The sequence below is a fragment of the Rhodococcus sp. KB6 genome, assembly GCF_001445685.1.
Lineage (GTDB): Bacteria > Actinomycetota > Actinomycetes > Mycobacteriales > Mycobacteriaceae > Rhodococcus_F > Rhodococcus_F qingshengii.
Genome location: NZ_LNAK01000043.1, coordinates 84,221 through 106,403 on the forward strand (window position 1 = coordinate 84,221; position 22,183 = coordinate 106,403).

Consider the following 22,183-nt stretch of genomic DNA (forward strand, 5'->3'; position numbering starts at 1 on the left):
AACTGTGACCTGGGTTATAGTCGGTAGAATCAATTCCAGTTTTCGGGAGGCGTCCATGACCATTGTTGACATGAACGACACACTGTCCACCGTCCAGACTGCCGGTGGGCAACCCAAGAAGGATCTGCCGCCGTCGATGGTCGAGCGGATGACACTGATTCTCGACGCCTTCGACGGCCGCGCCGCGCGGCTGACGCTGGAAGAGGTCGCGTGCCGTACTCAGTTGCCGCGCTCCACGGTCCACCGCATTCTCGATCAGCTGGTCAAGCTGGACTGGGTCGATCACGCATCGTTCGGCTACTGCCTCGGGCGTCGCGCGCTCGGCCTCGGTGGTGGCGACGGCGGCCACAGCCAGATCCGCGAAGCCGCTGCACCGCTTCTGCACGAACTGCACCTGCAGACCGGCATGGTCGTTCACCTGTCGGTGCTCGACGGACGCGAGAGCGTCTATCTCGACAAGGTCGGCGGACGATTCGCCGCGGCGCTCCCGTCCCGCGTCGGCGGCAGAGTGCTCGCTCATTCGACGGCTGGTGGCAAGGCGATGCTGGCGTGGATCGACCCTGAGCGCGTCGACGCTCTGTTCGGGTCTTCTCTTCCCCGCTGTACCGAGAACACGATCACCGACGTCGCTGTGCTCCACCAGGAACTGAACCGCATCCGTCAGCGTCGGGGACTGGCCTTCGAACGCGGGGAGTCGGCGCGTGGAGTCGCTTGTGTGGCTTCGGCAATTCGCGGACACGAGGGTCCCGTCGGCAGCATCGCGTTGTGTGGTGACATGCGGACCGCTCAGCTCGAGCGAGTTGCTCCGCTGGTCGTCGACGCGGCTCGCGAGGTCTCACGGACGCTGTACCCCGAACTGGGTGCTCCTCGCCGCGGCCGCAAAACGCCTCCCGTTCCGACCAATACGTTCTCGGCGGAGACGATGGATCGCCTGCTGGCAGCGTCGTCCGACCACTGGATCTGACGTATTTTGATCGACTTGTCTCGCTGATCGGGACGAGTCATAGCAGCTCAGCGGTACTGATGGCACCGTTCGGACCATGACGACTGAACTGAGCTACGAGGGAACTCTGAAGGAACTGCAGACCGATCTCGGTGTGCTCCGGTACCACGAAGCCGGCGACGGCCCGCCGCTCCTGCTGCTGCACGGATCGGGCCCCGGCGTCACCGGTTGGCGTAACTACCGCGGCGTTCTCGCGGACTTCGCGGAGCACTTCCACTGCTACGTTCTCGAGTTTCCCGGATTCGGCGTCAGCGATCCCGGCCCCGACCATCCGATGATGATGGCGCAGGCGTCGGTCGGGATGTTCCTCGACGGCCTCGGCCTCGGCCCGGTCCACATGATCGGTAACTCCATGGGCGGCATCGTCGCCACCAAGGTCGCGATCGACGAGCCGCACCGGGTGAGCAAGCTCGTCACCATCGGCGGCATGGGAAAGAACACCTTCTCGCCGGGCCCCGGTGAAGGCATCAAACTCCTCATGGAGTTCACCGACAACCCCACCCGCGAAGCTCTGGTCCGCTGGTTGCATTCGATGGTCTTCGACCGCGCCGTCGTCACCGAGCAGCTCATCGAAGAGCGTTGGGCCCTGGCCACCGAGCCGACGACGCTCGAGATCGCCCGTCGTATGTACAGCAGCAAGGCCATGGCCGCCATGGGCGCGGCTGCCGCTGCGTCGACCGCCGTGCCGTACTGGGCGCAGCTGAACAAGATCAAGGCGCCGACGCTGTTGACCTGGGGACGCGATGACCGCGTCAGCCCCGTGGACATGGCGATTCTGCCGATGCGCGACATCCCCAACGGCGAAGTTCACATCTTCCCCAACTGCGGACACTGGACGATGATCGAAGCTCGCGACGCCTGGGTCGCGTCCGTGCTGGCATTTCTGACGCGTCCAGAAGGCAAGTAAGGACGGTGCGCCTTTTTGGTAGCCCCCACTACCAAAAAGGCGCACAGGGGTGCTCCCACTCACCGGGAAGCGTTTCTGCACTTCGGTGGGCTACCTGCCACCGTTTCACCAACAGATTTTCATTCTGCCCAGGCACTCGCCGGGTAGCGAAACCAGAAAGCCGGAAAAATCATGGGTCAGGTTCTGGACAACATCTCACAGTTCGCCGACGAGATCCGCGCCGACGGGGTCGAGGGCGACAAGCTGATGCGCTTGACGGACGGCAGCGCGAAGCGTTTGCGCGACTCCGGCGTCATCCGGATGTTCCAGCCGAAGGAGTTCGGAGGCCTCGAGGCGCATCCGCGTGAATTCGCCGAGACGGCAATGGCTATCGGCGCGATGGATGGTGCCACGGGCTGGGTCAGCGGCATCGTCGGTGTTCATCCGTGGGAGCTTGCGTTCTTCGACCGCAAGGCTCAGGAAGAGGTGTGGGGAACCGATCCTGATACGTGGATGGCGTCGCCGTATGCGCCGATGGGCGTGGCGAGGCCGGTCGAGGGTGGGTACATCCTCAACGGTCGTTGGTCGTTCTCCTCCGGTACCGATCATTGTGACTGGATCATGATCGGCGCGATGGTCGGTGACGAGTCCGGTAAGCCGTTGATGCCGCCGAAGCACCTGCACGTACTGCTGCCGCGCTCCGATTACGACATCGACCAGGACAGCTGGAATGTCGTGGGCCTGCGCGGAACCGGGTCGAAGGATCTGATCGTCAAGGACGCATTCCTGCCGACGTACCGCACGATCGACGCCGGAAAGGTGTACGACGGGACGGCGTGGAAGGAAGCGGGTCGTACGGAGACGTTGTACAAGTTCCCGTTCTCGTGCATTTTCCCGTTGGGGATCACTTCGTCGTTGATCGGTATCGCCGAAGGTGCGTTGGCGTGCAACATGGCGGCGCAGCGTGAGCGGGTGACGGTCAGTGGTGTTCCGATCAAGGAAGATCCGTACGTGCTGTTCGCGATCGGTGAGGCGGCGGCCGAGATCGCTGCTTCTCGGGCTGCGATCTTGGAGACGGTGGATCGTTTTTGGGACATGACCGAGAAGGGGCAGGAAGTTTCGTTCGAGCTTCGTGCGATCGGTCGGCGTACGCAGACTGCTGCGGCGTGGCGGGCGGTGCGGGCGGTGGACGAGATCTTTGCTCGTTCCGGTGGTGGGGCTTTGCAGTTGAACACGCCGATGCAGCGGTTCTGGCGTGATGCTCATGCCGGTCTCGCGCACGCGATCCATGTACCCGGTTCCATTTTCCATGCGTCGACGCTCTCGCAGCTCGGCGGCGAACCGCAGGGTATCCACCGCTCGATGATCTAGTCCCACAAATACTTTCGAAGCAAGGACGGTTAGGCATGACTGAAATTCGGGGCCTGGGGTATCTCAGGATCCAAACGCAGGACGTGGCTCGCTGGCGCGAGCTCGTGGTCGACGGACTCGGCCTCGCGGTCGGTAGTGGCCCGGAAGCCGACGGCCTCTACTTGCGCCTGGACGAGCGTCGTGCGCGACTGATCGTCCTGCCCGGTGAGACGGACAAGGCTCTCGCAGTGGGCTGGGAAGTGCGAGATCAGTTCGCGCTCCAGCGTGTTCGTGAAGCAGTGGAGAAGGCCGGAGTCGAGGTCGAGGTTCTTTCCGAGGTCGACGCCAGCTACCGCGATGCCGAGCAGGTCATCGCATTCGACGATCCCAACGGCAACCGAGTCGAGGTCTTCTTCGGACCGGTACTCGACCACAGCCCGTTGGTCACCCCGCACGGCGGCCGTTTCGTCACCGGCGATCAGGGCCTCGGCCATGTGGTGCTTCCGGTTACGCGTTTCGACGAGGCATACACCTTCTACACCGAGGTGCTCGGATTCCTCCCGCGCGGTTCCATCCGTCTCGGCGGTATCGATGCGCCGCCGCCGGCTCGCCGCGTTCGCTTCATGGGTGTCAACCAGCGCCACCACAGCCTGGCGTTGTGCCCGGCGCCGCCGGTTGACGAGCCCGGTCTCGTGCACCTGATGATGGAAGCCGAGACTCTCGACGCCGTCGGTCAGGCTCTCGATCGTGTTGCCAAGCTCGGCTTCTCGATCTCCTCGACGTTGGGTCGCCACACGAACGACAAGATGGTGTCGTTCTACGTGCGCGCACCGGGTGGATGGGATCTGGAGTTCGGTTGCGAAGGCATGCTTGTTGACGAAGCCTTCTACACCGCTGAGGAAATCACGGCCGACAGCTACTGGGGCCATGACTGGTCCGAGAGTGAACCGCTGGCCGCGTTCACTCCCAAGAGCTAGCTCTTACGCAACGAAAAAGCTCGGTCCCAATGCATATCGGGGCCGAGCTTTTTCGTGCGATAGATCAGGAAGCTGCTGCGGCCAAACCGGTTTCGAGGTCGGCGAGAATGTCGTCGATCCCTTCGATGCCGACCGCGAGGCGGACGAGCCCCGGCGTGACGCCCGAAGCGAGCTGCTCCTCGGGGGTGAGCTGCGAGTGCGTCGTCGACGCGGGGTGGATGACGAGTGAGCGAACGTCACCGATGTTGGCGACGTGGCTGTGCAGCGTCAGGGCGTTGACGAACTTCTTGCCTGCGTCGACTCCACCGGCGAGCTCGAACGCGACGATGGCGCCGGTTCCCTTGGGAGCCAGCTGCTTTCCGCGCTCGTGCCAGGGCGAGGATTCCAGTCCGGCGTACGCGACCGACGTGACCTCGGCGCGGCCCTCGAGGAATTCCGCGACCTTCTGGGCGTTGGACACGTGGCGCTCGATGCGCAGGCTCAGTGTCTCGATACCCTGCGAGATGAGGAAGGCGTTGAACGGTGCGATGGCCGAGCCGAGGTCGCGCAGAAGCTGAACGCGTGCCTTGAGGGCGTAGGCGGGTGCACCGAGATCGGCAAAGGTGACGCCGTGGTAGCTGGGGTCGGGGGTCGTGAAGTTGGTGTGGCGTCCCTGGGTCCAGTCGAAGGTGCCACCGTCGACGATGACGCCGGCGATCGCGGTGCCGTGTCCGCCAAGGTATTTGGTGGCGGAGTGGACGACGATGTCGGCGCCGTGCTTCAGCGGCTGAATGAGATACGGAGTTGCGACCGTGTTGTCCACGATCAGTGGGATGCCGTGCTCATGGGCGACTGCGCTGATGCCGGGGATGTCGAACACGTCGTTCTTGGGGTTGGAGATGGTTTCGCCGTAGAACGCCTTGGTGTTCGGACGGATTGCCTCACGCCAGTGATCGAGGTTGTCCGGGTCCTCGACGAAGTCGACGGTGATACCGAGCTTGGGCAGCGTGTAGTGGAAGAGGTTGTACGTGCCGCCGTACAGGCGAGGGCTTGAGACGATGTGGTCCCCGGCCTCGGCGAGGTTGAGGATCGCGAAGGATTCGGCGGCCTGACCGGACGCAACCAGCAGAGCCGCGACTCCGCCTTCGAGGGCGGCGATGCGCTGCTCGACGGCGTCCTGCGTCGGGTTCATGATGCGGGTGTAGATGTTGCCCGGCTCGGCGAGGCCGAAGAGCGCCGCCGCATGGTCGGTGTTGTCGAAGACGTAGCTGGTGGTCTGGTAGATCGGAAGCGCCCGAGCGTTGGTGGCGCTGTCCGGGCCCTGTCCGGCGTGGACCTGCTTGGTTTCGAACGACCAATCGGCGGTCGGATCGGTATCGACGGGGGTGTTCTCGCTCATGAATTCATACTCCGTGGTGAAGGTGGGTTGGTGCGGGTCAGGCGGTTTCGACGACTGTATGCACTGGGACGGGATTGCGGGTGAGATCGAGTACGGGGCAGTGTGCGTCGACCGTTTCCTGCAGTTCCAGGTAGCGCTCGCGGGTTTCGGGGCCGGTCAGGGTGACGACCACGCGGACCTCGGAGAATCCCGGACGGACGGCGTCGTCGAAGCCGAAGAATCCACGAACGTCGAGGTCACCTTCGGCTCTGGCCGAGATGTCGTCGAGAGCGATACCGAGTTTGTCCGCCCAGACGCGGTAGGTGACCACCTGGCAGGAGAGCAGGGAAGCAAGGTAGTACTCGACAGGATTGGCTGCGGTGTTCTCGCCGCCGAGGGCCGCCGGCTCGTCGACCTCGACGCTGTACTTACCGAGAGAAATGGTGCTGGCAACGGCGTCGTGCGCCTGGGCGGAAGCCTTGAATACGACGTGCGCTTTGCTGGCGTCTTTGTCGATGGCGTCGGCGTTGGCTGCTACGACCGAACTCAGGTGTGAGATGGAGGCGGTGGTCATGACAGAAATGTCCCCTGATCTGGGTGTACATACGAGTATCGACGTGAGCGGCGCTCACGTCGTAGGTCCGATCAGTAGATCGGACACCCGGATGTACAGACATGCGCAAAGTCGACATGGCGCCGCCGCGTCAGCAGCGTGCCCGTCTCGTATGCGCCGATTCCCGTCACAGGAGAGACTGTAACCGGTTCATACCCTTTCCGACCAGACGTATAGGAAATCTGTCTCGGATTGTGGTCTGTCATGCGGGCGGCAGTCCGCTCCACCGGGGTGTCCGACGAGTGGCGAAAGCGTCGAGTCCTTCGGCGATGTCCGGAGAGCGCAACACTGCGTCCTTGGCGTCGTCGGTGACCTTCCATCCGTCGGCGTCGGCGTCGGCGTAGAGAGCCTCGATGGCCTTCAGACTCAGACTCACGGAGGTGGGGGAGGACTCGCAGATCTCCGCTGCCATCACCAGTGCCTCGTCGAGTGCCTTACCAGGGGCAGTGACTGCATTGACGACACCGAGGTCCTTTGCCCGTTCGGGATCGAGTGTGCGGCCGGTGATCAAGAGTTCACGGGCGACGTTGATCGGAAGCGCGCGAGGAGCCCGAAAGAGTGCGCCGGACGTCGCAACCAGACCGCGTTTGGTTTCGGGAAGGCCGAATTGCGCTGTGGCAGAGGCGACGATCAGATCGCAGGCCAGTGCGATTTCGAAACCGCCACCAAGCGCGTAGCCCTCGACTGCAGCGATCAGGGGCTTGTTCCGCCGGCGCCGAATGACGCCGTACTCACCGCCGCGAGGCATGCGAAGGTCGGCCCGCTCTCGGATATCGGTTCCGGCGCAAAAGATGTTGGGGGTTCCGGTGATGATGCCGACCCACAGATCAGGGTCGTCGTCGAGAAGATTCAGCGCGGCTTCGATTCCCTCGGCAGTCTCACGGTTGATCGCGTTACGGCGTTCTTCGCGTTCGATCCTGACGATGAGAACGCGGTCATGGCGTTCGGTGGAAACAGTCGACATAATTGGACTGTAGTCCACCTATCGGAGGCGGAGGTGCGTCACCTGACGGGACGGACATTGGACACATTCCGGACTGTGGCGAAGACTGTGTTCTGAGGCGGAGAAGGGCAGGTCGACGTGATTTCCAAACGAGAACAGAACAAGCGCGATACCAACGACAGGTTGCTCTCGGCTGCTCGAATTCTGTTCTCGGCGCAGGGTTTCGCCAGCACGACCGTCGACGACATCGCCGAGCGAGCCGAGGTGTCGCGAGCCACCTTCTTCAATTACTTCCAGGGCAAGGACTCGGTTCTCGAGGCGCTGCACAGTGATCATCTCGATCAGCTTGCGGCACTGGTGGATCAGCTCATGGAATCGCCGATGCCGACTTCTGATCGGATCTCCCGGATTTTTCAGGACTTTGCGCAGCAAGCGATCATGCATCCGCGCTATCTGCGCATGGTGACTGCAGAACTCGAGCGCGACTTCGCCTCCTCCGGAGCGGGGGCGGCCCACGATCATCGGTTCCACGTGGAACTTCTCCGGATCGTCACTGCCGGTATCGAAGCCGGCGAAGTGAGATCGGACTACCCGCCGCTCTTTCTCGCACAGATGATCGGTGGTACGTACGGAGCGTTGGTCCGCTTCTGGCGGCAAGACGCCGATTACGACGTGGTCGGAGAATTCGATCGCGGAGCCAGGTACGTCGCGGAAGGCATCGCTGCTCGCTGATCAGGAAGTGGGCACTACCAGAGGCAGCATCTGCTGGACGCTCACCGAAAGATAGTTTGCGGCAGTCTGATCGCCGGACAGATGGCGCAGCAGGCTCTGCTGGAACAGGCCGTCGAAGATTGCGTACATCGCCGCCGAGGTGACCGATGCCTCTACGTCGAGAAGCTCGGCGTAGCGAGAAACAATGCGCCAGATCATGTTTTCGAGACTCTCGTCGATCGCGGCGACGTCGGCTCGGAACGACTCCTCGAACATCGACTGCGCGCGCAGGTCGTACCAGAGGCGGTGCATCGTGGGTTCTTCGATCATGGTCTCGGCGAGCAGTGCGCCGAAACCGGTTTTCAGTTCCTCCGGTGTCTTCGCGGTGGCGACGATGCCGTCGTAGCGGGTGACGCAGCGTGCCTTGTAGTGGCGCACGCAGTGGGTGATGAGATCGACCTTGTCGCTGAAGTAGTAGTGCAGGACGCCGTGGGAGAACTCCGAATTCTGGGCGATTTCGCGCAGGCTCGTGCGTGCGTAGCCCAATTCGGCCAGGGTTTGCAGTGCGGCCTCGGCGAGTTGATCACGTCGCTCGGAGAATTTGTCGACCTGGCGACGCGACACCTTGTCTGCGTTGGACCGCTTGGCGGAGTCGGACCGCTTGGCAGAGTCGGACTGCTGGTCCGGGGAGCTAGGTGCAGCCTTTTTCCCTGCCTCACTAGGCTTCTCGACTGTCGTGGTCACGATGGCACGTCCTGTTCCCTGCGGTTTCCACAGCGGCACGATCACCGCGTCCGAATCAGTGTAACCCCTGGTCTTTGACGAACGTGTAACAAAATCTTGACAGTCGTCAAGATTTCTCTTGACACTCGTCCAAAGTTGAATACTCTGTGACTCACACCACTTGGCAGCGTCGCTGTGAACGGTGGCATCGCGAGAGTCGTTTCAGTCATGGAGGCAGTCGAAAATGAGCGTGTTTGATCTCGAGGGACGAAAAGCACTGGTCACAGGTGGTGCCAAGGGGCTCGGAGCCGGAATGGCTGAGGCGTTGGCTAAGGCGGGGGCGTCAGTGATGATCGGCGACGTTCTCGAAGACGAGGGTCGTGCCACCGCAGAGGCTGTTGGTTCGGGCGGAGTCAAAACCGGCTTCGTAAAGCTGGACGTCACCGACGACGCCAACTGGGAAGAGGCAGTCGCCGCCACCGCGGAGACTCTCGGCGGCTTCGACATCCTCGTCAACAACGCAGGCATCGAGATTTCCTCGCTGGTGGTCGACCTCGATCCGAACGACATCCGCCGTATGTGTGAGGTCAACATCCTCGGAACAGCGCTCGGAACCAAACACGGACTGCGCAGCATGCGTCCGGGTGGCGTAGCCGGAACCGGCGGTTCCGTCATCAACATCTCTTCAGTGGCCGCAACCATTCCGTTTCCCGGGATCAGTGGATACTCCGCGACCAAGTCCGCGGTCGATCGCTTCACCAGAGTTGCCGCCGCCGAGTCGGGCAAGCTCGGCTACGGAGTCCGCGTCAACTGCATCTACCCGGGTCTTGTCGCCACGGAGATGGGTCTCGGACTCGCGGCGGACATGGAGAAGCTCGGTCTCTGGCCCAGCGCCGAAGCAGCAGTCGGAGACGTCATCGGCCTCACCCCGCTCGGCCGCCTCGGTGAAGTGAACGACATGGCTGACGCCGTTGTGTTCTTGTCCTCCGACGCCGCGCGATTCATCACCGGAATCGGCCTACCGGTCGACGGTGGCATGGGCATGTAACTCGCCCTTCATTCGTACGTACACCCTTCTCACGTCTTCGAAAGGTTCCACGAACATGTCCGAAAAGAAGCCCGTCATCGTTTACGGCGTCTCCGGGTACACCGGCCGTCTGGTGTGTGAATACCTGCGCGAGTTCAACATCCCGTTCATCGCAGCCGGCCGCGACGCCGCTCGCATCCAAGAGGTCCTCGACAAGATCCCCGGATTAGACACCGTCGATCACGAGGTCGTCGAGGTCGAGCACACCGTCGAGGCGCTCACCGAACTGTTCACCGGTGCACAGGTTGTCAGCAACATGGTCGGGCCGTTCATCAAGCTCGGCGGCACCGTCGTCGAGGCCGCGTTGAATGCCGGTTGCCACTACATGGACACAACCGGTGAGCAGGACTGGGTACTCGACGTCCAGGAGAAGTTCAGCGACAAGTACCAGGAGAAGGGCCTGCTCCTCTCGCCCGGTATCGCGCAGATGTACACCACCGGTGAGATCGCGGCCAATATCGCACTGGAAACGCCGGGCCTCGATACGCTCGACATCCTCGTGCTGTGGAAGGGATTTCCCACCTACGCGTCCACTCAGACGATCTTCACCATCCTCAAGGCAAACTGGTACTACCTCGAGCAGAACAAGTACGTGCAGTGGGCGCCCGGCCAGACTTTCGACGTCGTCGTTCCGGGCCAGCACGAAACTGCGCTTGCATTGCCGTGGGGCGGAACATGCCACCCGGTGTGGTTCAAGAACGATCCGCGAGTTTCCAACGTCAAGGCTGCGGGCGGAGTGTTCGACCGCACCGTGATGGAAGGCGTTGTCGCGACGCAGAAGATCGTGGAGGAGCAGATCAAGACCCTGCCCGCCGACGAGCAGGAAGCCGCCTTGGCCGAGATCGCCGGATCGGTTCAGGCCGGTATGCCCCCTCGTGAAAATCCGCGCATCAACACCTCACTCGACTCCGTCTACGCGTCGGGCCCGCTGGGTCGCTCGCACGTCGTGATCCACGGAAACTGTAACTACAAGCAGACGGGCCTCCTACACGCCTATGCAGCGCATTCTCTGCTCCAGCAGGCGCCGAAGCGGACCGGGCTTGCCTCGGCTTGCCAGGCGTTCGGCCATCGCGAACTGCTCGGCGCGCTACGTAGTTTCGGGCTGGCTCTGGAGCCGGAAGTAACCATCAACGCCTAACTCGTCGCCCTCGTCATCATGTTCACGGCTCCCGGCGTGTAGCGCGCCGGGAGCCCCGCCCTGGAGGCTCCCCATGCGTTTGACCGACTATCTCGACAAGGGAGCCTCTCTTGGTTCCACCGCACCGTGTTTGACGATGGGGGAGCGCACTCTCTCCTACGGCGAGGTGCAACAGTTCAGCCGACGCTTCGCAGCTTCGCTCGCGGCTTCGGGCATCGCGCCGGGCGAAAAGGTCGCGATTCTGTCCGGCAACGACCCGATCTCGTTCTCCTGCGTATTCGGTATCAGTAGGGCTGGTGCAGTCTGGTGCCCGATCAACCCTCGCAACGAAGCTGCGGAAAACCGAGACCTGTTGGATTTGTTCGATTGTCGCGCTCTGTTCTTCCAGAAGTCCTATGCGCCGCTAGTCGACCAGATCAAGGATGCGCTTCCCCAGTTGGTGACGCTCGTCTGCATCGACGGCGAATGGGACTCGGCACAGTCCCTCGAAAGCTGGCTCGGGGAAGAAGAACTCGACGCCGCGGCGCCCGACGACGTCACCATGCTGGTCGGCACCGGTGGTACAACTGGACGGCCAAAGGGAGTGATGTTGACCGGGCACAACATCGAGACGATGACCGCAATCACTTTGATGAGTTATCCGTTCGAGGGGCGCCCGGTGTATCTGGCGCTGGCACCGTTGACTCACGCCGCCGGTGTTCTGTGCTTCCCGATCATGGCCCTCGGCGGCGAAGTGGTGATCATGCCGAAGCCCGATCTCGGGTACTTCCTCGCGAACGTTCAGAAGCACAAGGTGACTCACACCTTCCTGCCGCCGACGCTCATCTACATGCTGCTCGAGCACGAGGCCCTGTCGGCCACGGATCTCAGCTCGCTGCAATGCTTCTGGTACGGAGCGGCGCCGATCTCCCCGACCAGACTCGCGGAGGCGATCGACAAGATCGGCCCGGTCATGGCTCAGCTGTTCGGGCAGAGTGAAGCCCCCATGATGATCTCGACGATGTCACCGAAGGAGCACTTCGGCTCGGACGGCACTGTCGCAACGTCACGACTTTCGTCGGCGGGTCGACCGTCGCCGCTGGTGACCGTCGGGATCATGGATGACAAAGGCGCGCTGCTCGGACGTGGCGAGCGTGGTGAGGTGGTGATTCGCAGTTCGTTGGTGATGGCGGGTTATTACAAGAACCCCGACGCAACCGCGGAAGCGTCAGCCCACGGCTGGCATCACACCGGCGATATCGGGTACCTGGACGACGACAATTTCCTGTTCATCGTCGACCGTGCGAAGGACATGATCATCACCGGCGGTTTCAACGTCTATTCGGTCGAGGTGGAGCAGGCACTCATGGCGTATCCGGGGATTCAGGACTGCGGAGTGATCGGGTTGCCGGACGACAAGTGGGGCGAACGCGTTGTGGCAGTGGTGCAACCGCACCTCGGCGCCGACATCGACGGCGCCGAGGTGATGGCTTTCGTGAAGGCTCGCATCGGAAGTGTGAAGACTCCGAAGCAAGTCATCGTCTGGGACGATCTACCTCGCTCCAAGGTCGGCAAAGTTCTCAAGAACGAGATCAAGAGCGAGCTGACTGGCTGAATACCCTCGGGACGCCTATTTTTCACCGCACGGAGTGCCTGTCGAAACCGACAGGCACTCCGCTTTCTTGTCACCCCGGCTGGTCGATTGCTCACGAATCGAGTACCGATCATCGGGAATCGTGTCTGTGAAGTTCGAATCGCGACCCGCATCGTCTCTGTGTCAGCCATCACAATGATGTGTTCGAATGAGTACGAGGTGAATCATGCGTCACGAAAGAACAGTCACCGAGCAACTTCCCCTTCCGGCCAGGACCGTCCGGAAGGTCATGCTCCGCTTCATGCCGGTCATCGGATTGGCATACATCGTCCTGTATCTCGACCGATTGAACATCGGCGTTGCAGCATTGACGATGAACAAAGAACTCGGAATATCGGCCTCGATGTTCGGGTTTGCGGCCGGAATCTATTTCTGGAGTTACACGATCTGCGAACCCCCGAGCAACTACATCCTCACAAAGGTCGGTGCGCGGCGCTGGATCACACGAATCATGATCACGTGGGGCGTGGTCACCATCGGAACCGCGTTCGTTCAGGGTGCCAGCGGATTGGTGGCAGCACGATTCCTGTTGGGTATTGCCGAAGCCGGCTTTTCGCCCGGCATGCTGTTCTTCGTCTCGAAGTGGTTCCCGAATCGGGATCGAGGCAAAGCAATGGCGTGGATCGTGACCTTCATCTGTATCTCCGGCCTGGGTACTCCGATCACCACACACCTGATGGCTATCGACGGCTTTCTCGGGCTTTCCGGATGGCGATGGGTTTTCATTCTCACCGGCGTCCCCGCTGTGGTCATGGCGTTTGTGATCTACAAGGTTCTGCGGGACAAGCCTTCGGAGGCGGAGTTCCTCTCCGAGGAAGAACGCGGTTGGCTCACCGATACGCTCGAGTCCGAGGCGCAAGAGCGCGAAGCGGTCGTCGGTAAGCACAGCTTCCTCCAGGGACTCGTGCACCCACGAGTACTGGTGTTGATCTCCGTGTTCATTTGTTTCACCTTCAGCCTCAACGGTTTCCAGATTTGGATGCCGCAGATTTACGCGCAATTCGGGATGAGCACCAATCAGATCGGATGGGTTGCCGCACTACCTGCACTGATTGCGATCGGACCGATGATCTGGTGGACGCGCCATTCGGACCGCGCCGGAGAGCGCCCCGTGCACTTCGCCATCGCCGCATCGGTCGCAGCACTCGGATTTGCTATTGCTGCGCTGTTCTTCACCACACCGGTTGTCGCTATCTTCGGATTCTGCATCGCCGGGATCGGTCTCTACAGTTCGATGAGCATCTTCATCACCATGCCTTCGAGCTTCCTTACCGGCGCTGCCTTGGCGGCAGGTTTCGGTGTCATCAACGGAATGGGTAACCTCGGAGGCTATTTCGGTCCACAGGTCACCGGCTGGATCAAGGATGCGACCAACAGTTTCACACCGGCAATCGGGGTGTACTCCGCGGTGCTGGCGACGGCAGCATTGATCGTGCTGCTGCTCAAGGTGATTACCAGAAAGGCCGACAAGGCCAACGACCAACTGACACTGGATTACCGGGCGGAGCGCGACGCCGGAACCTTGGTTGCACCTGAACAGGCTTGAGCCGAGTCTCGGCCCCGGAAGATTCCCGATCAACGGGAATTCTTCATTCTTCAGGCGAGCATGCGCAGGACATCATCACGTATCAGGATCACAGTCGTCGACCGTGGTTTCGTCGGCAACGAACAAACGAGGACTTCGTGAGTAGATACTTCGGGCCTTTGCGCCAATTGGGTTTTGTGGTCAACGACATCGACAGCGCGCTGAAGCATTGGATCGACGTTGTCGGCGTTGGCCCCTTCTTCTTCGTGGAGGACCAACCGTTGAACGACTTCGTCTTCCGTGGCAAGTCGAGTGCGCCTCGATTCAGTGTGGCGCTCGCGCACAGCGGAAGCGCGCAGATCGAGCTGATTCAACAACACAACGATGAGCCGTCGGCATTTCGCGAGTTCGCCGATCGAGGGCTCGAAGGACTTCAACATGTTGCCTACTGGACAACGGATTTCGATCGATATGTGGAGGAATCCAAGAACCGAGGGCTCGTCGAATTGCAGAGTGGTAGATCCGGTAGTGGCGCACCGGACGAGCGATTCGTTTACTACGAGGACGGCCCGTATCCGGGAACAGTCATCGAAGTCTCGGAGGTCAGCGGAAGGAAGGGCGATCTGTTTCGCGCAGTCGAGGCTGCATCGAAGGAGTGGGACGGGTCGAATCCCATTCGCGACATGAGGAAGGTGCTGTAGTCGTGAGTAGGAAGGTAGCGATCGTCACTGGTGGCGCATCCGGGATCGGCCTGGCAACGTGCAAACGATTCGCCGACTTGGGTTGGCATGTCATCTCTGCCGACCTGTCGCATACATCCGGAGACACTGCGCCAGAACCAGATACACGGACGGTCGGCGTTCGAGTGGATGTCACCGATGAGGGAGACATCCGACGGCTTCGCGACGTCGCCGAAGAGCTGTTCGGTCGTGTCGACACGGTTGTGACCTCGGCGGGAACCGCGGACAACGCGCCGATCCGGCACACCACACCCGATCGATTCAGGCGAACCCTCGAGCTGAACCTCGTTTCCACGTTTGCGGTGGTCAGGGAGTTCGTGGATCTGCTCGCCGCAGATGGCGGCGGATCCGTGGTGACAATTGCCTCGGTTTCCGGCCTACGCGGCAGCGTAGACCGTGCTGCGTATTCCGCATCGAAAGGTGGCGTGGTCGCGTTGACCACACAACTCGCGATCGAGCTCGCCGGCGAGGGGATCCGAGTCAATTGTGTTGCACCGGGTTCGACGCGGACACCGCTTGCAAGTCGGGCCCAGAGCCCTGAAATGCAGAGCGCCATCTTGCAATCGATCCCGTTGAGCCGTTACGCGGAGCCGGCTGAGATTGCCGAAGTCGTGACCTTTGTCGCTGGTCCCGGCGCCGGTTTCGTGACGGTCAGACGTGGACAGTCGACGGAGGTCAGTCGATGACAGCCGGTTGGAATCTTCCGAAGGAGCGACATGACTCTTGAGGCAACGTCCAGTACAACGGAGAAACCGGTAATCATCGGAGTGCACGTCAACGAGAACACCATGCGCGCACCCAATCCCCACATTCCGTGGACGCCCAGCGAAATAGCCGACACTGCCCTCGCTTGTGAGGATGCGGGGGCGTCGTTGATGCATTTTCACGGTCGAGCCGTGGACGGCGGCGTGGATCACTCGGCGGCGACCTACGGAGAGATCGTCGAGCGGGTTCGGGCGGTATCGAATCTGCTGCTTGCGCCGTCGATGGCCAATGTTCCCGGCTACACGATAGACGAGCGGCTGTCGAATCTTGCCCCGAACCAAAGTGATCCGAAACGACGTTCGGACTTCTTGGTCGTCGACATGGGCTGTGCGGCGATGGACTTGATCGATGCGACGACAGGCTTGTTCGCAACCGATTCCAGGGTCTTCGTCAACGACACTCGAACACAGATCGAATTACTCTCGCGCGCTAGTGAATTGGGTCTGGTGCCGTATCAGACGTCATTCAACGTGAGTTGGACGCGCGCGATCTTCGCCCACGCAAGGGTGCGGAATCCGTCGTCACCATTGGTGATCGCTTTCATTCTCGGTGGTGACGAGTTTCCGGCTGCACATCCGGCGACAGCAGCAGGGCTACGTGCGCAACTGGACCTCCTGCCGGCTGATCTTCCAGTGGAGTGGATCGTCTCGGCCTACCGAGGCAATGTTCTTGCAGCAGCGGAGGAGTCGATCAAGCGCGGGGGCCATGTAGCAATCGGTGCCGGTGACTACCACTACGAAGAACTGGGATACCCCTCCACACCTGATCTGGTCGCCGAAGTTGTTTCGATCGCTCGGCGGTACGGGCGTGAACCCGCAACTCCTGATCAGGCACGTCGAATTCTAGGGGTGGATGTCCATGCGAGTAGTTGAAACCGAAGGTGCCGAACCTACTTTGGTTCATTCCTCTAACGGAACGAGAGTGTGGATCATGGATTCGATTGCGTTTGCTTCCTCGGCTCAGGCCGGTGATGTGATCGTGACCGGATCACACGGAGGGACGAGTGCTGGAGAGTACGCCGTCGGGTTCGGGGTTCGTGTTGTGGTGTGCAATGACGCCGGCATAGGGAAGAACAAGGCCGGAATCGCAGGTTTGGCTGCGATCGACGCCCAGAAGATCGTCGGCATTGCAGTCGGACACGAGAGTTCGCGTATTGGAGATGGCAACGACGTGTGGGAGTGCGGCATCGTGACGTATGCCAATCCGACTGCAGTCGCAGCGGGTGTGCGTGTGGGCAGCCGCGTTTCCGAAGAAGTGCTGGCACTGATAGAGAGGAGCGTCGACTGATGTTTCGGAACATTGTCGGTGTGGAGAACGGTAGACAGATTGTCGTCATGGACAGTATGTCGCAGATCGAACGGTCGGACCGCGACCGCATCGTCGTTGCGGCATCCAACGGCGGTCAAGAGTCAGGGCGGATGGCGATTGCGACGGGCTGTGCGTTGGCGGTGCTGAACGATGCCGGAATCGGCAAGGACAACGCGGGGATCATCGGAATCGTCCGCATGGGAGATTCGGGACTTGCCGGCGTAGCGGTCAGTCACGACTCTGCCGAGATCAGCAATGGAATGGATATGTGGCACAACGGAACTGTTTCGTATGTCAACGAGCCTGCAGCGGAGGCTGGGATACGGGTCGGTGACAACGTTCGCACGTGTGTGAGTGCGTTTGCGGTTCGCTTCCCTGTCGGCCCAATGTCGGCGTCCGAGAGTTCGTCATGATCGGCCATGTGGTCAACCGGCCCGAGGATGTAGTCCGCGAAGCGCTCGAAGGACTTCAGATCCTGCACCCGGAAATGCTCTCCTACCACCGAGATCCGTTGTTTGTGACTCGCGCGGGTGTCGCCCGAGACAAAGTTGTGTTGGTCTCAGGTGGCGGGGCCGGGCATGAGCCGTTACACGCGGAGTTCGTCGGATCCGGCATGTTGGACGCCGCAGTTCCTGGGTCGGTCTTCGCCAGTCCCACAGCCTTTCAGATCCGCGCTGCGGTCAATGCTGTCGAGACCGGACGGGGTGCACTTCTCATCGTGAAGAACTACACCGGAGACAAACTGAATTTCTCGATCGCGGCCGAGTTACTCGGAACTGAGCGGCAAGTGGAGATCGTGATGGTCGACGACGACCTCGCGACGACGACTGCAGACGAGGGTGGACCTGGACGTCGTGGTACCGCTGCGGTAATTGCCGTGGAGAAGATTTGTGGGGCGGCCGCGGAACGGCACTGGGCGCTTTCCGAGATCGCTGACCTGGGGCGCCGGGTGGTGGCGGCGTCGGCGACGTTGGGTGCAGCTTTCCGCTCGTGCACGGCTCCCGGACAGGATCGTCCGTCCTTCGAACTGGCGCCGGGGGAGATGGAGTTCGGCATCGGAATCCATGGCGAGCGTGGACGTGAGACGCGTCCGACGGTTCCTGCCGCCGAACTCGTGGCGCAGTTGTCGGAGCCGATCCTCGATGCTGTCGGGGTTGAGCGCGGGGACGGTGTGATAGCGATAGTGAATGGGCTAGGGGCAACCCATGGACTCGAATTATCCATTGCCACTGCAGAATTAAAGTCTTTCCTCGAGGATGCCGGTATCGGTTTGGATCGTGTGATTGCAGGTTCTTTCGTCACTGCATTGGATATGCACGGGCTCTCTATCACCCTTCTCCGTTCGACCGAGGAGTTTCTGGATCTCTGGGATGCAACGGTACGCACTCCCGCACTCGCTTGGTAACTCGAATATGCACTACTGAAAAGAGTTTCATGATGACAATGTTGAGCGTCGGGGACACTCGGGCGTGGATCGATCGATTTGCCGATGCCGCCGAAGATCAATTCGATTCCCTCACAGATTTGGACCGGCTTGTCGGAGACGGCGATTTCGGAATGAATCTGCGGACGGGCCTGCGAAGTGCGGTGCAACGACTTCGTTCCGACCCGCCGACCAGTCCTGGTGAAGTGTTCGCCCGTACGTCGGATGCGTTTCTCGACATCGGTGGGACAAGCGGACCACTTCTCGGTCTATGGTTCGGCCGGATCGGAGCAGTCTCTGGAGTTGAAGTGACCGCAACAGACTTGGCTTCTGCCTTGGGTACGGCGACAGCTGCGGTGCAGCGTCTCGGCAATGCCCAGGTGGGTCACAAGACCATGGTCGACGCCATGGTCCCCGCAACCAGCGCATTGACCGAGGCGGCAGTCAGCGGGGCAACCTTGTCCGCTGCCTTGAACTCTGCGGCCACGGCTGCGAGGCTCGGCGCCGAATCGACTCGCGCGATGCTCGCCCGCCGCGGACGCGCGACCTACGTGGGAGAACACGCCAGGGGCGTCGAGGACCCGGGGGCATCGGCGATTGCCATGTTCTTCGCCGCATCCAGCTACAGGAGCGTTCCGGCATGAGCGATCTGCGAGACAAGGTCATCGTCACAGTTGCCCCGACGGGTGGCTTCCTCACTGTTGCCGACAATCCGTTCATTCCGACTCAGCCTGAGCAGATTGCGGCGGATGTGGCACGCTGCCACAGTGCTGGAGCCAGCGTGGCAGCACTTCATGCTCGACGACCGGACGATCAAGCGACCTGTGATGCCGCAATCTATCGGCAGATGAATACGCTTGTCCGCCAAAGCTGCGACATCGTGATCAACAACTCGACCGGCGGCGGAGTCAACGGTGACATGGTGAGTGTTCGCAGTGACGGTGCGCGCATCGTGGACTGGGACGCGAGGCTCCAGGGCCTGCATGGCGGCGCAGACACATGCACGCTCGATGCCATCACGGCCTATGTGACCTCACCGGTCGGTGAGGTACTGATGGACACGCCGCCCAGTCGTGCCGCCGAACTGGCAGCGTCAATGCGCAAACTAGGAATCAAACCTGAGTGGGAGGCCTTCAGCCCGTCACATCTGCTCCAGGAGATACGTACGTTGACCGAAGGGCAGCCTGGCCCGCACCTCGTCAATCTTGTACTGGGACTTGATCGAACTTTTCAGAATGCGATGCCGTACTCCCCGCAGATCTTGCAGCAGATGGTGGAACACCTACCGGAGAAATCGGTCTTCTCCGTGAGCATCAGCGGGCCAGATCAACTGCGTGGTCTGACTCATGCACTCCTGCTCGGAGGGCACGTGCGTGTGGGAATCGAAGACTATCCGTTTCTCGCGAATGGAGAGCCGGCCGAGAACGTTCGTTTGGTGGAGAACATCATCGACATCGTCCAGCGACTCGGAATGCAGCCTGCAACACCTGGGGAGGCAAGGGCAATCCTTGGTTTGGAGGGTTCGGATGAGTAAAACACCGACGAGTAGAACACTTCGCTCGCAGGATTGGTTCGGAGGCAATGATCTCAATGCATTCATCCACCGCTCGTGGATGAAGAACCAGGGTATCCCTGATCGGATGTTCGACGGCCGACCGGTTATCGGTATCTGTAACACGTATTCCGAGCTCGCGCCGTGCAACGCTCACTTCAGAGATCTGGCCGAGCAGGTGCGACTGGGAGTCATCGAAGCAGGCGGATTTCCAGTTGAGTTTCCGGTGATGTCATTGGGTGAGACGATCATCCGCCCCACCACGATGCTCTATCGGAACCTCGTCAGTATGGATGTGGAGGAGTCGATTCGAGCCAATCCGATCGACGGCGTCGTACTGCTCTGCGGCTGCGACAAAACCACCCCGGCGCTGGTGATGGGCGCAGCCAGTTGTGACCTTCCCACCATTGTCGTATCCGGTGGGCCCATGTTGAACGGCCGCCATCAAGGTAAGACTGTCGGATCTGGAACCTCGGTGTTCGAGATGAGTGAAGCAGTGCGAGCCGGATGCATGAGTGAATGTGAGTTCAGAGCAGCGGAATCGGCTATGTCTCGATCGCCCGGTCACTGCAACACTATGGGCACCGCGTCGACGATGGCGTCGCTTGTCGAGACTTTGGGCCTCACGCTCCCCGGTAACGCTGCGATCCCGGCAGTGGATTCACGGCGACGTGTACTTGCACGCGACAGCGGCGTGAGAATCGTGGAGATGGTGGCCGAGAACCTGACGATGTCTTCGGTCGTCGACCGAAATTCATTCGAGAATGCGATCAAGGTGAACACGGCTATCGGTGGGTCCACCAACGCTGTGGTGCACTTGCTTGCCATCGCCGGGAGGCTGGAAATTCCCCTCGAGCTCAGCGATTTCGGGGAGCAGAGTCGTGACGTTCCCCTGCTGGTCAACCTCATGCCTTCGGGTACCTATTTGATGGAGGATTTCTTCTACGCAGGCGGACTGCCTGCGGTGATCGCCGAGCTCGGAGACATCCTCCATCTGGATGCCGCCACGGTTACCGGAAAGACTCTCGGTGAGAACAACTCCGGCGAAACAATTTGGGACGACGACGTAATTCGTAGCACGGCGGCACCGTTGCTGGAGCAAGCCGGCATAGCGGTATTGACCGGCAATCTCGCGCCGAACGGTGCAGTGATCAAGCCATCTGCGGCGTCGCCGGAGTTGCTCAGCCACGTGGGCCGTGCGGTCGTGTTTCACGGAATGGACGACTTCACGGCGCGCGTCGACTCGCCGGATCTCGACATCGAGGCCGACGACGTCATCGTCCTCACCGGCGCTGGACCGAAGGGGTTTCCGGGTATGCCAGAAGTAGGTAATCTGCCACTCCCTCGAAGGCTGCTCGAGCGGGGTGTACGAGACATGGTCAGGATCTCTGATGCGCGAATGAGCGGAACAGCCTTCGGCACAGTCGTTTTGCACGTTGCGCCCGAAGCGGATGCCGGTGGGCCTCTCGGCGCGGTCAGGGATGGTGATTTGATCGAGTTGGATGTTGCTCGTGGGGTCTTGCGTGTACTCGTCGACGACGACGAGCTGGCCAGGCGTCTCGAGGCGTTGCCGCCACGCGTACAAAAGAGTACGAGTGGGTATCAACGACTGTTCGTGGATCATGTGATGCAGGCCGACCGCGGAGTCGATTTCGATTTCCTGGTGGGCAGGCGTGGAACGGAGGTACACGGTGACAATCACTGAGCGTGTCGGCCGAGTCGTGGTCGTGACCGGTGCAGGGTCGGGACTCGGCCGCGCAATGGCCAGAGGTCTACTCGATGCAGGACACCACGTTGTATTGGCTGGTCGAAACAGCGTGAGCTTGGAAGCGACAGGTGGGGGTCACGAGCGCGCAGTGGTAATTCCCGCTGATGTGTCCTCGCCCGAATCGGTTCACCGGTTGTTCACATCCGTGACTGAGCGTTTCGGCAGACTCGATGTGCTTGTCAACAACGCAGGGACATTCGGGCCGTCGGGGAGTGTGGACGAGATCGATCCTGAAGCGTGGAACGCGACAGTCGCAGCCAATCTCACCGGCGTATTCCTTTGTGCGCGTGAAGCGATTCGTATCATGAAAACACAGGATCCGAGAGGAGGCCGGATCATCAACAACGGGTCGCTCTCCGCTCACACGCCCCGGCCCGACAGTGCCGCCTACACGGCGACCAAACACGGTGTGTCAGGTTTGACGAAGTCGATCTCTCTCGACGGCCGAGAGTTCGACATCTGTTGCAGTCAAATCGACATCGGCAATGCGGCAACTGACATGACGGCCGGAATCGGCCACTCGGCAAGACAAGCTGACGGCACCACCAGGCCCGAGCCGACATTCGATCCTCGTCATGTCGCGAACACCGTTGTGCAACTGATAGATCTACCACTCGACGTGAATGTCCCGACTCTGACGATCATGGCAAACCGGATGCCGTACGTCGGGCGCGGTTGACG

The 22,183-nt window shown here is 61.0% G+C and carries 23 protein-coding genes; 19 read left to right on the plus strand and 4 right to left on the minus strand.

Features of this window, described 5'->3' with window-relative positions; all coding sequences use genetic code 11:
- Positions 1–55 precede the first annotated feature (55 nt).
- From ASU23_RS07430 to bphC, 4 genes are all read left to right on the plus strand, one after another.
- Complete coding sequence (locus ASU23_RS07430) at positions 56–964, plus strand: IclR family transcriptional regulator (RefSeq protein ID WP_003940451.1); 909 nt, start codon at positions 56–58, stop codon at positions 962–964.
- 76 nt (positions 965–1,040) lie between these two features.
- Complete coding sequence (locus ASU23_RS07435; RefSeq protein ID WP_019745379.1) at positions 1,041–1,910, plus strand: alpha/beta fold hydrolase; 870 nt, start codon at positions 1,041–1,043, stop codon at positions 1,908–1,910.
- Between the two features lie 171 nt (positions 1,911–2,081).
- Entirely contained in the window at positions 2,082–3,260 is a 1,179-nt protein-coding gene (locus ASU23_RS07440) for an acyl-CoA dehydrogenase family protein (RefSeq protein WP_003940250.1), read from the plus strand.
- Between the two features lie 35 nt (positions 3,261–3,295).
- Positions 3,296–4,216 (plus strand): biphenyl-2,3-diol 1,2-dioxygenase, encoded by a 921-nt coding sequence (bphC, locus tag ASU23_RS07445; RefSeq protein WP_003940493.1) that lies wholly within the window; start codon positions 3,296–3,298, stop codon positions 4,214–4,216.
- A 64-nt stretch (positions 4,217–4,280) separates the two neighbouring features.
- Here bphC and ASU23_RS07450 read toward each other — a convergent pair whose 3' ends face one another.
- The 3 genes from ASU23_RS07450 to ASU23_RS07460 form a co-directional block, all read right to left on the minus strand.
- Complete coding sequence (locus ASU23_RS07450; RefSeq protein WP_003939848.1) at positions 4,281–5,594, minus strand: bifunctional o-acetylhomoserine/o-acetylserine sulfhydrylase; 1,314 nt, start codon at positions 5,592–5,594, stop codon at positions 4,281–4,283.
- 37 nt (positions 5,595–5,631) lie between these two features.
- A complete protein-coding gene (locus tag ASU23_RS07455; RefSeq protein WP_058037642.1) occupies positions 5,632–6,147 on the minus strand; it encodes an OsmC family protein in 516 nt (171 codons plus the stop codon).
- Positions 6,148–6,388: 241 nt separating this feature from the next.
- Positions 6,389–7,150, minus strand: a complete 762-nt coding sequence (locus tag ASU23_RS07460) for an enoyl-CoA hydratase-related protein (RefSeq protein ID WP_003940058.1) — start codon at positions 7,148–7,150, stop codon at positions 6,389–6,391.
- Between the two features lie 117 nt (positions 7,151–7,267).
- Between ASU23_RS07460 and ASU23_RS07465 the strand changes: the two genes are divergently transcribed.
- Positions 7,268–7,861: a TetR/AcrR family transcriptional regulator gene (locus ASU23_RS07465; RefSeq protein ID WP_003940428.1), complete on the plus strand. Its 594-nt coding sequence runs from the start codon at positions 7,268–7,270 to the stop codon at positions 7,859–7,861.
- On the opposite strand, the gene ASU23_RS07470 is transcribed toward ASU23_RS07465, so the two are convergent.
- On the minus strand, positions 7,862–8,464 hold the full coding sequence (locus tag ASU23_RS07470; RefSeq protein ID WP_058037890.1) for a TetR/AcrR family transcriptional regulator: 603 nt from the start codon (positions 8,462–8,464) through the stop codon (positions 7,862–7,864). It lies immediately after the preceding gene.
- A 343-nt stretch (positions 8,465–8,807) separates the two neighbouring features.
- Here ASU23_RS07470 and ASU23_RS07475 point away from each other — a divergent pair, with 343 nt between their 5' ends.
- From ASU23_RS07475 to ASU23_RS07540, 14 genes are all read left to right on the plus strand, one after another.
- Positions 8,808–9,611, plus strand: a complete 804-nt coding sequence (locus ASU23_RS07475; protein WP_007732778.1) for an SDR family NAD(P)-dependent oxidoreductase — start codon at positions 8,808–8,810, stop codon at positions 9,609–9,611.
- Between the two features lie 55 nt (positions 9,612–9,666).
- Positions 9,667–10,788, plus strand: coding sequence for a DUF5938 domain-containing protein (locus tag ASU23_RS07480; protein ID WP_003940189.1), 1,122 nt, complete (start codon positions 9,667–9,669; stop codon positions 10,786–10,788).
- A gap of 73 nt (positions 10,789–10,861) precedes the next feature.
- Positions 10,862–12,382, plus strand: coding sequence for an AMP-binding protein (locus ASU23_RS07485; RefSeq protein ID WP_058037643.1), 1,521 nt, complete (start codon positions 10,862–10,864; stop codon positions 12,380–12,382).
- A gap of 205 nt (positions 12,383–12,587) precedes the next feature.
- Positions 12,588–13,967: an MFS transporter gene (locus ASU23_RS07490; RefSeq protein ID WP_007732774.1), complete on the plus strand. Its 1,380-nt coding sequence runs from the start codon at positions 12,588–12,590 to the stop codon at positions 13,965–13,967.
- A 137-nt stretch (positions 13,968–14,104) separates the two neighbouring features.
- On the plus strand, positions 14,105–14,647 hold the full coding sequence (locus ASU23_RS07495) for a VOC family protein (RefSeq protein WP_042448493.1): 543 nt from the start codon (positions 14,105–14,107) through the stop codon (positions 14,645–14,647).
- Positions 14,648–14,649: 2 nt separating this feature from the next.
- Complete coding sequence (locus ASU23_RS07500; protein ID WP_253741247.1) at positions 14,650–15,372, plus strand: SDR family NAD(P)-dependent oxidoreductase; 723 nt, start codon at positions 14,650–14,652, stop codon at positions 15,370–15,372.
- Between the two features lie 30 nt (positions 15,373–15,402).
- Positions 15,403–16,323, plus strand: a complete 921-nt coding sequence (locus ASU23_RS07505; RefSeq protein ID WP_054187476.1) for a 3-keto-5-aminohexanoate cleavage protein — start codon at positions 15,403–15,405, stop codon at positions 16,321–16,323.
- 58 nt (positions 16,324–16,381) lie between these two features.
- Positions 16,382–16,738, plus strand: coding sequence for a hypothetical protein (locus ASU23_RS07510; protein ID WP_007732768.1), 357 nt, complete (start codon positions 16,382–16,384; stop codon positions 16,736–16,738).
- Between the two features lie 47 nt (positions 16,739–16,785).
- Positions 16,786–17,172, plus strand: a complete 387-nt coding sequence (locus ASU23_RS07515; RefSeq protein WP_197686824.1) for a hypothetical protein — start codon at positions 16,786–16,788, stop codon at positions 17,170–17,172.
- Positions 17,169–18,164, plus strand: a complete 996-nt coding sequence (locus ASU23_RS07520; protein ID WP_042448479.1) for a dihydroxyacetone kinase subunit DhaK — start codon at positions 17,169–17,171, stop codon at positions 18,162–18,164. Before ASU23_RS07515 ends, ASU23_RS07520 begins: the two co-directional genes overlap by 4 nt.
- A gap of 32 nt (positions 18,165–18,196) precedes the next feature.
- Entirely contained in the window at positions 18,197–18,826 is a 630-nt protein-coding gene (dhaL, locus tag ASU23_RS07525) for a dihydroxyacetone kinase subunit DhaL (protein WP_007732765.1), read from the plus strand.
- The gene (locus ASU23_RS07530) at positions 18,823–19,716 is read left to right on the plus strand and encodes a 3-keto-5-aminohexanoate cleavage protein (RefSeq protein ID WP_007732764.1); all 894 of its coding nucleotides are present in this window, start codon (positions 18,823–18,825) and stop codon (positions 19,714–19,716) included. The genes dhaL and ASU23_RS07530 overlap by 4 nt, the downstream gene beginning before the upstream one ends.
- Positions 19,709–21,439, plus strand: a complete 1,731-nt coding sequence (locus ASU23_RS07535; protein WP_058037644.1) for an IlvD/Edd family dehydratase — start codon at positions 19,709–19,711, stop codon at positions 21,437–21,439. Before ASU23_RS07530 ends, ASU23_RS07535 begins: the two co-directional genes overlap by 8 nt.
- Positions 21,426–22,181 carry an SDR family oxidoreductase gene (locus ASU23_RS07540; RefSeq protein WP_007732761.1) on the plus strand — a complete coding sequence of 252 codons (756 nt, stop codon included), beginning with the start codon at positions 21,426–21,428 and terminating at the stop codon, positions 22,179–22,181. Before ASU23_RS07535 ends, ASU23_RS07540 begins: the two co-directional genes overlap by 14 nt.
- Positions 22,182–22,183: the final 2 nt, after the last annotated feature.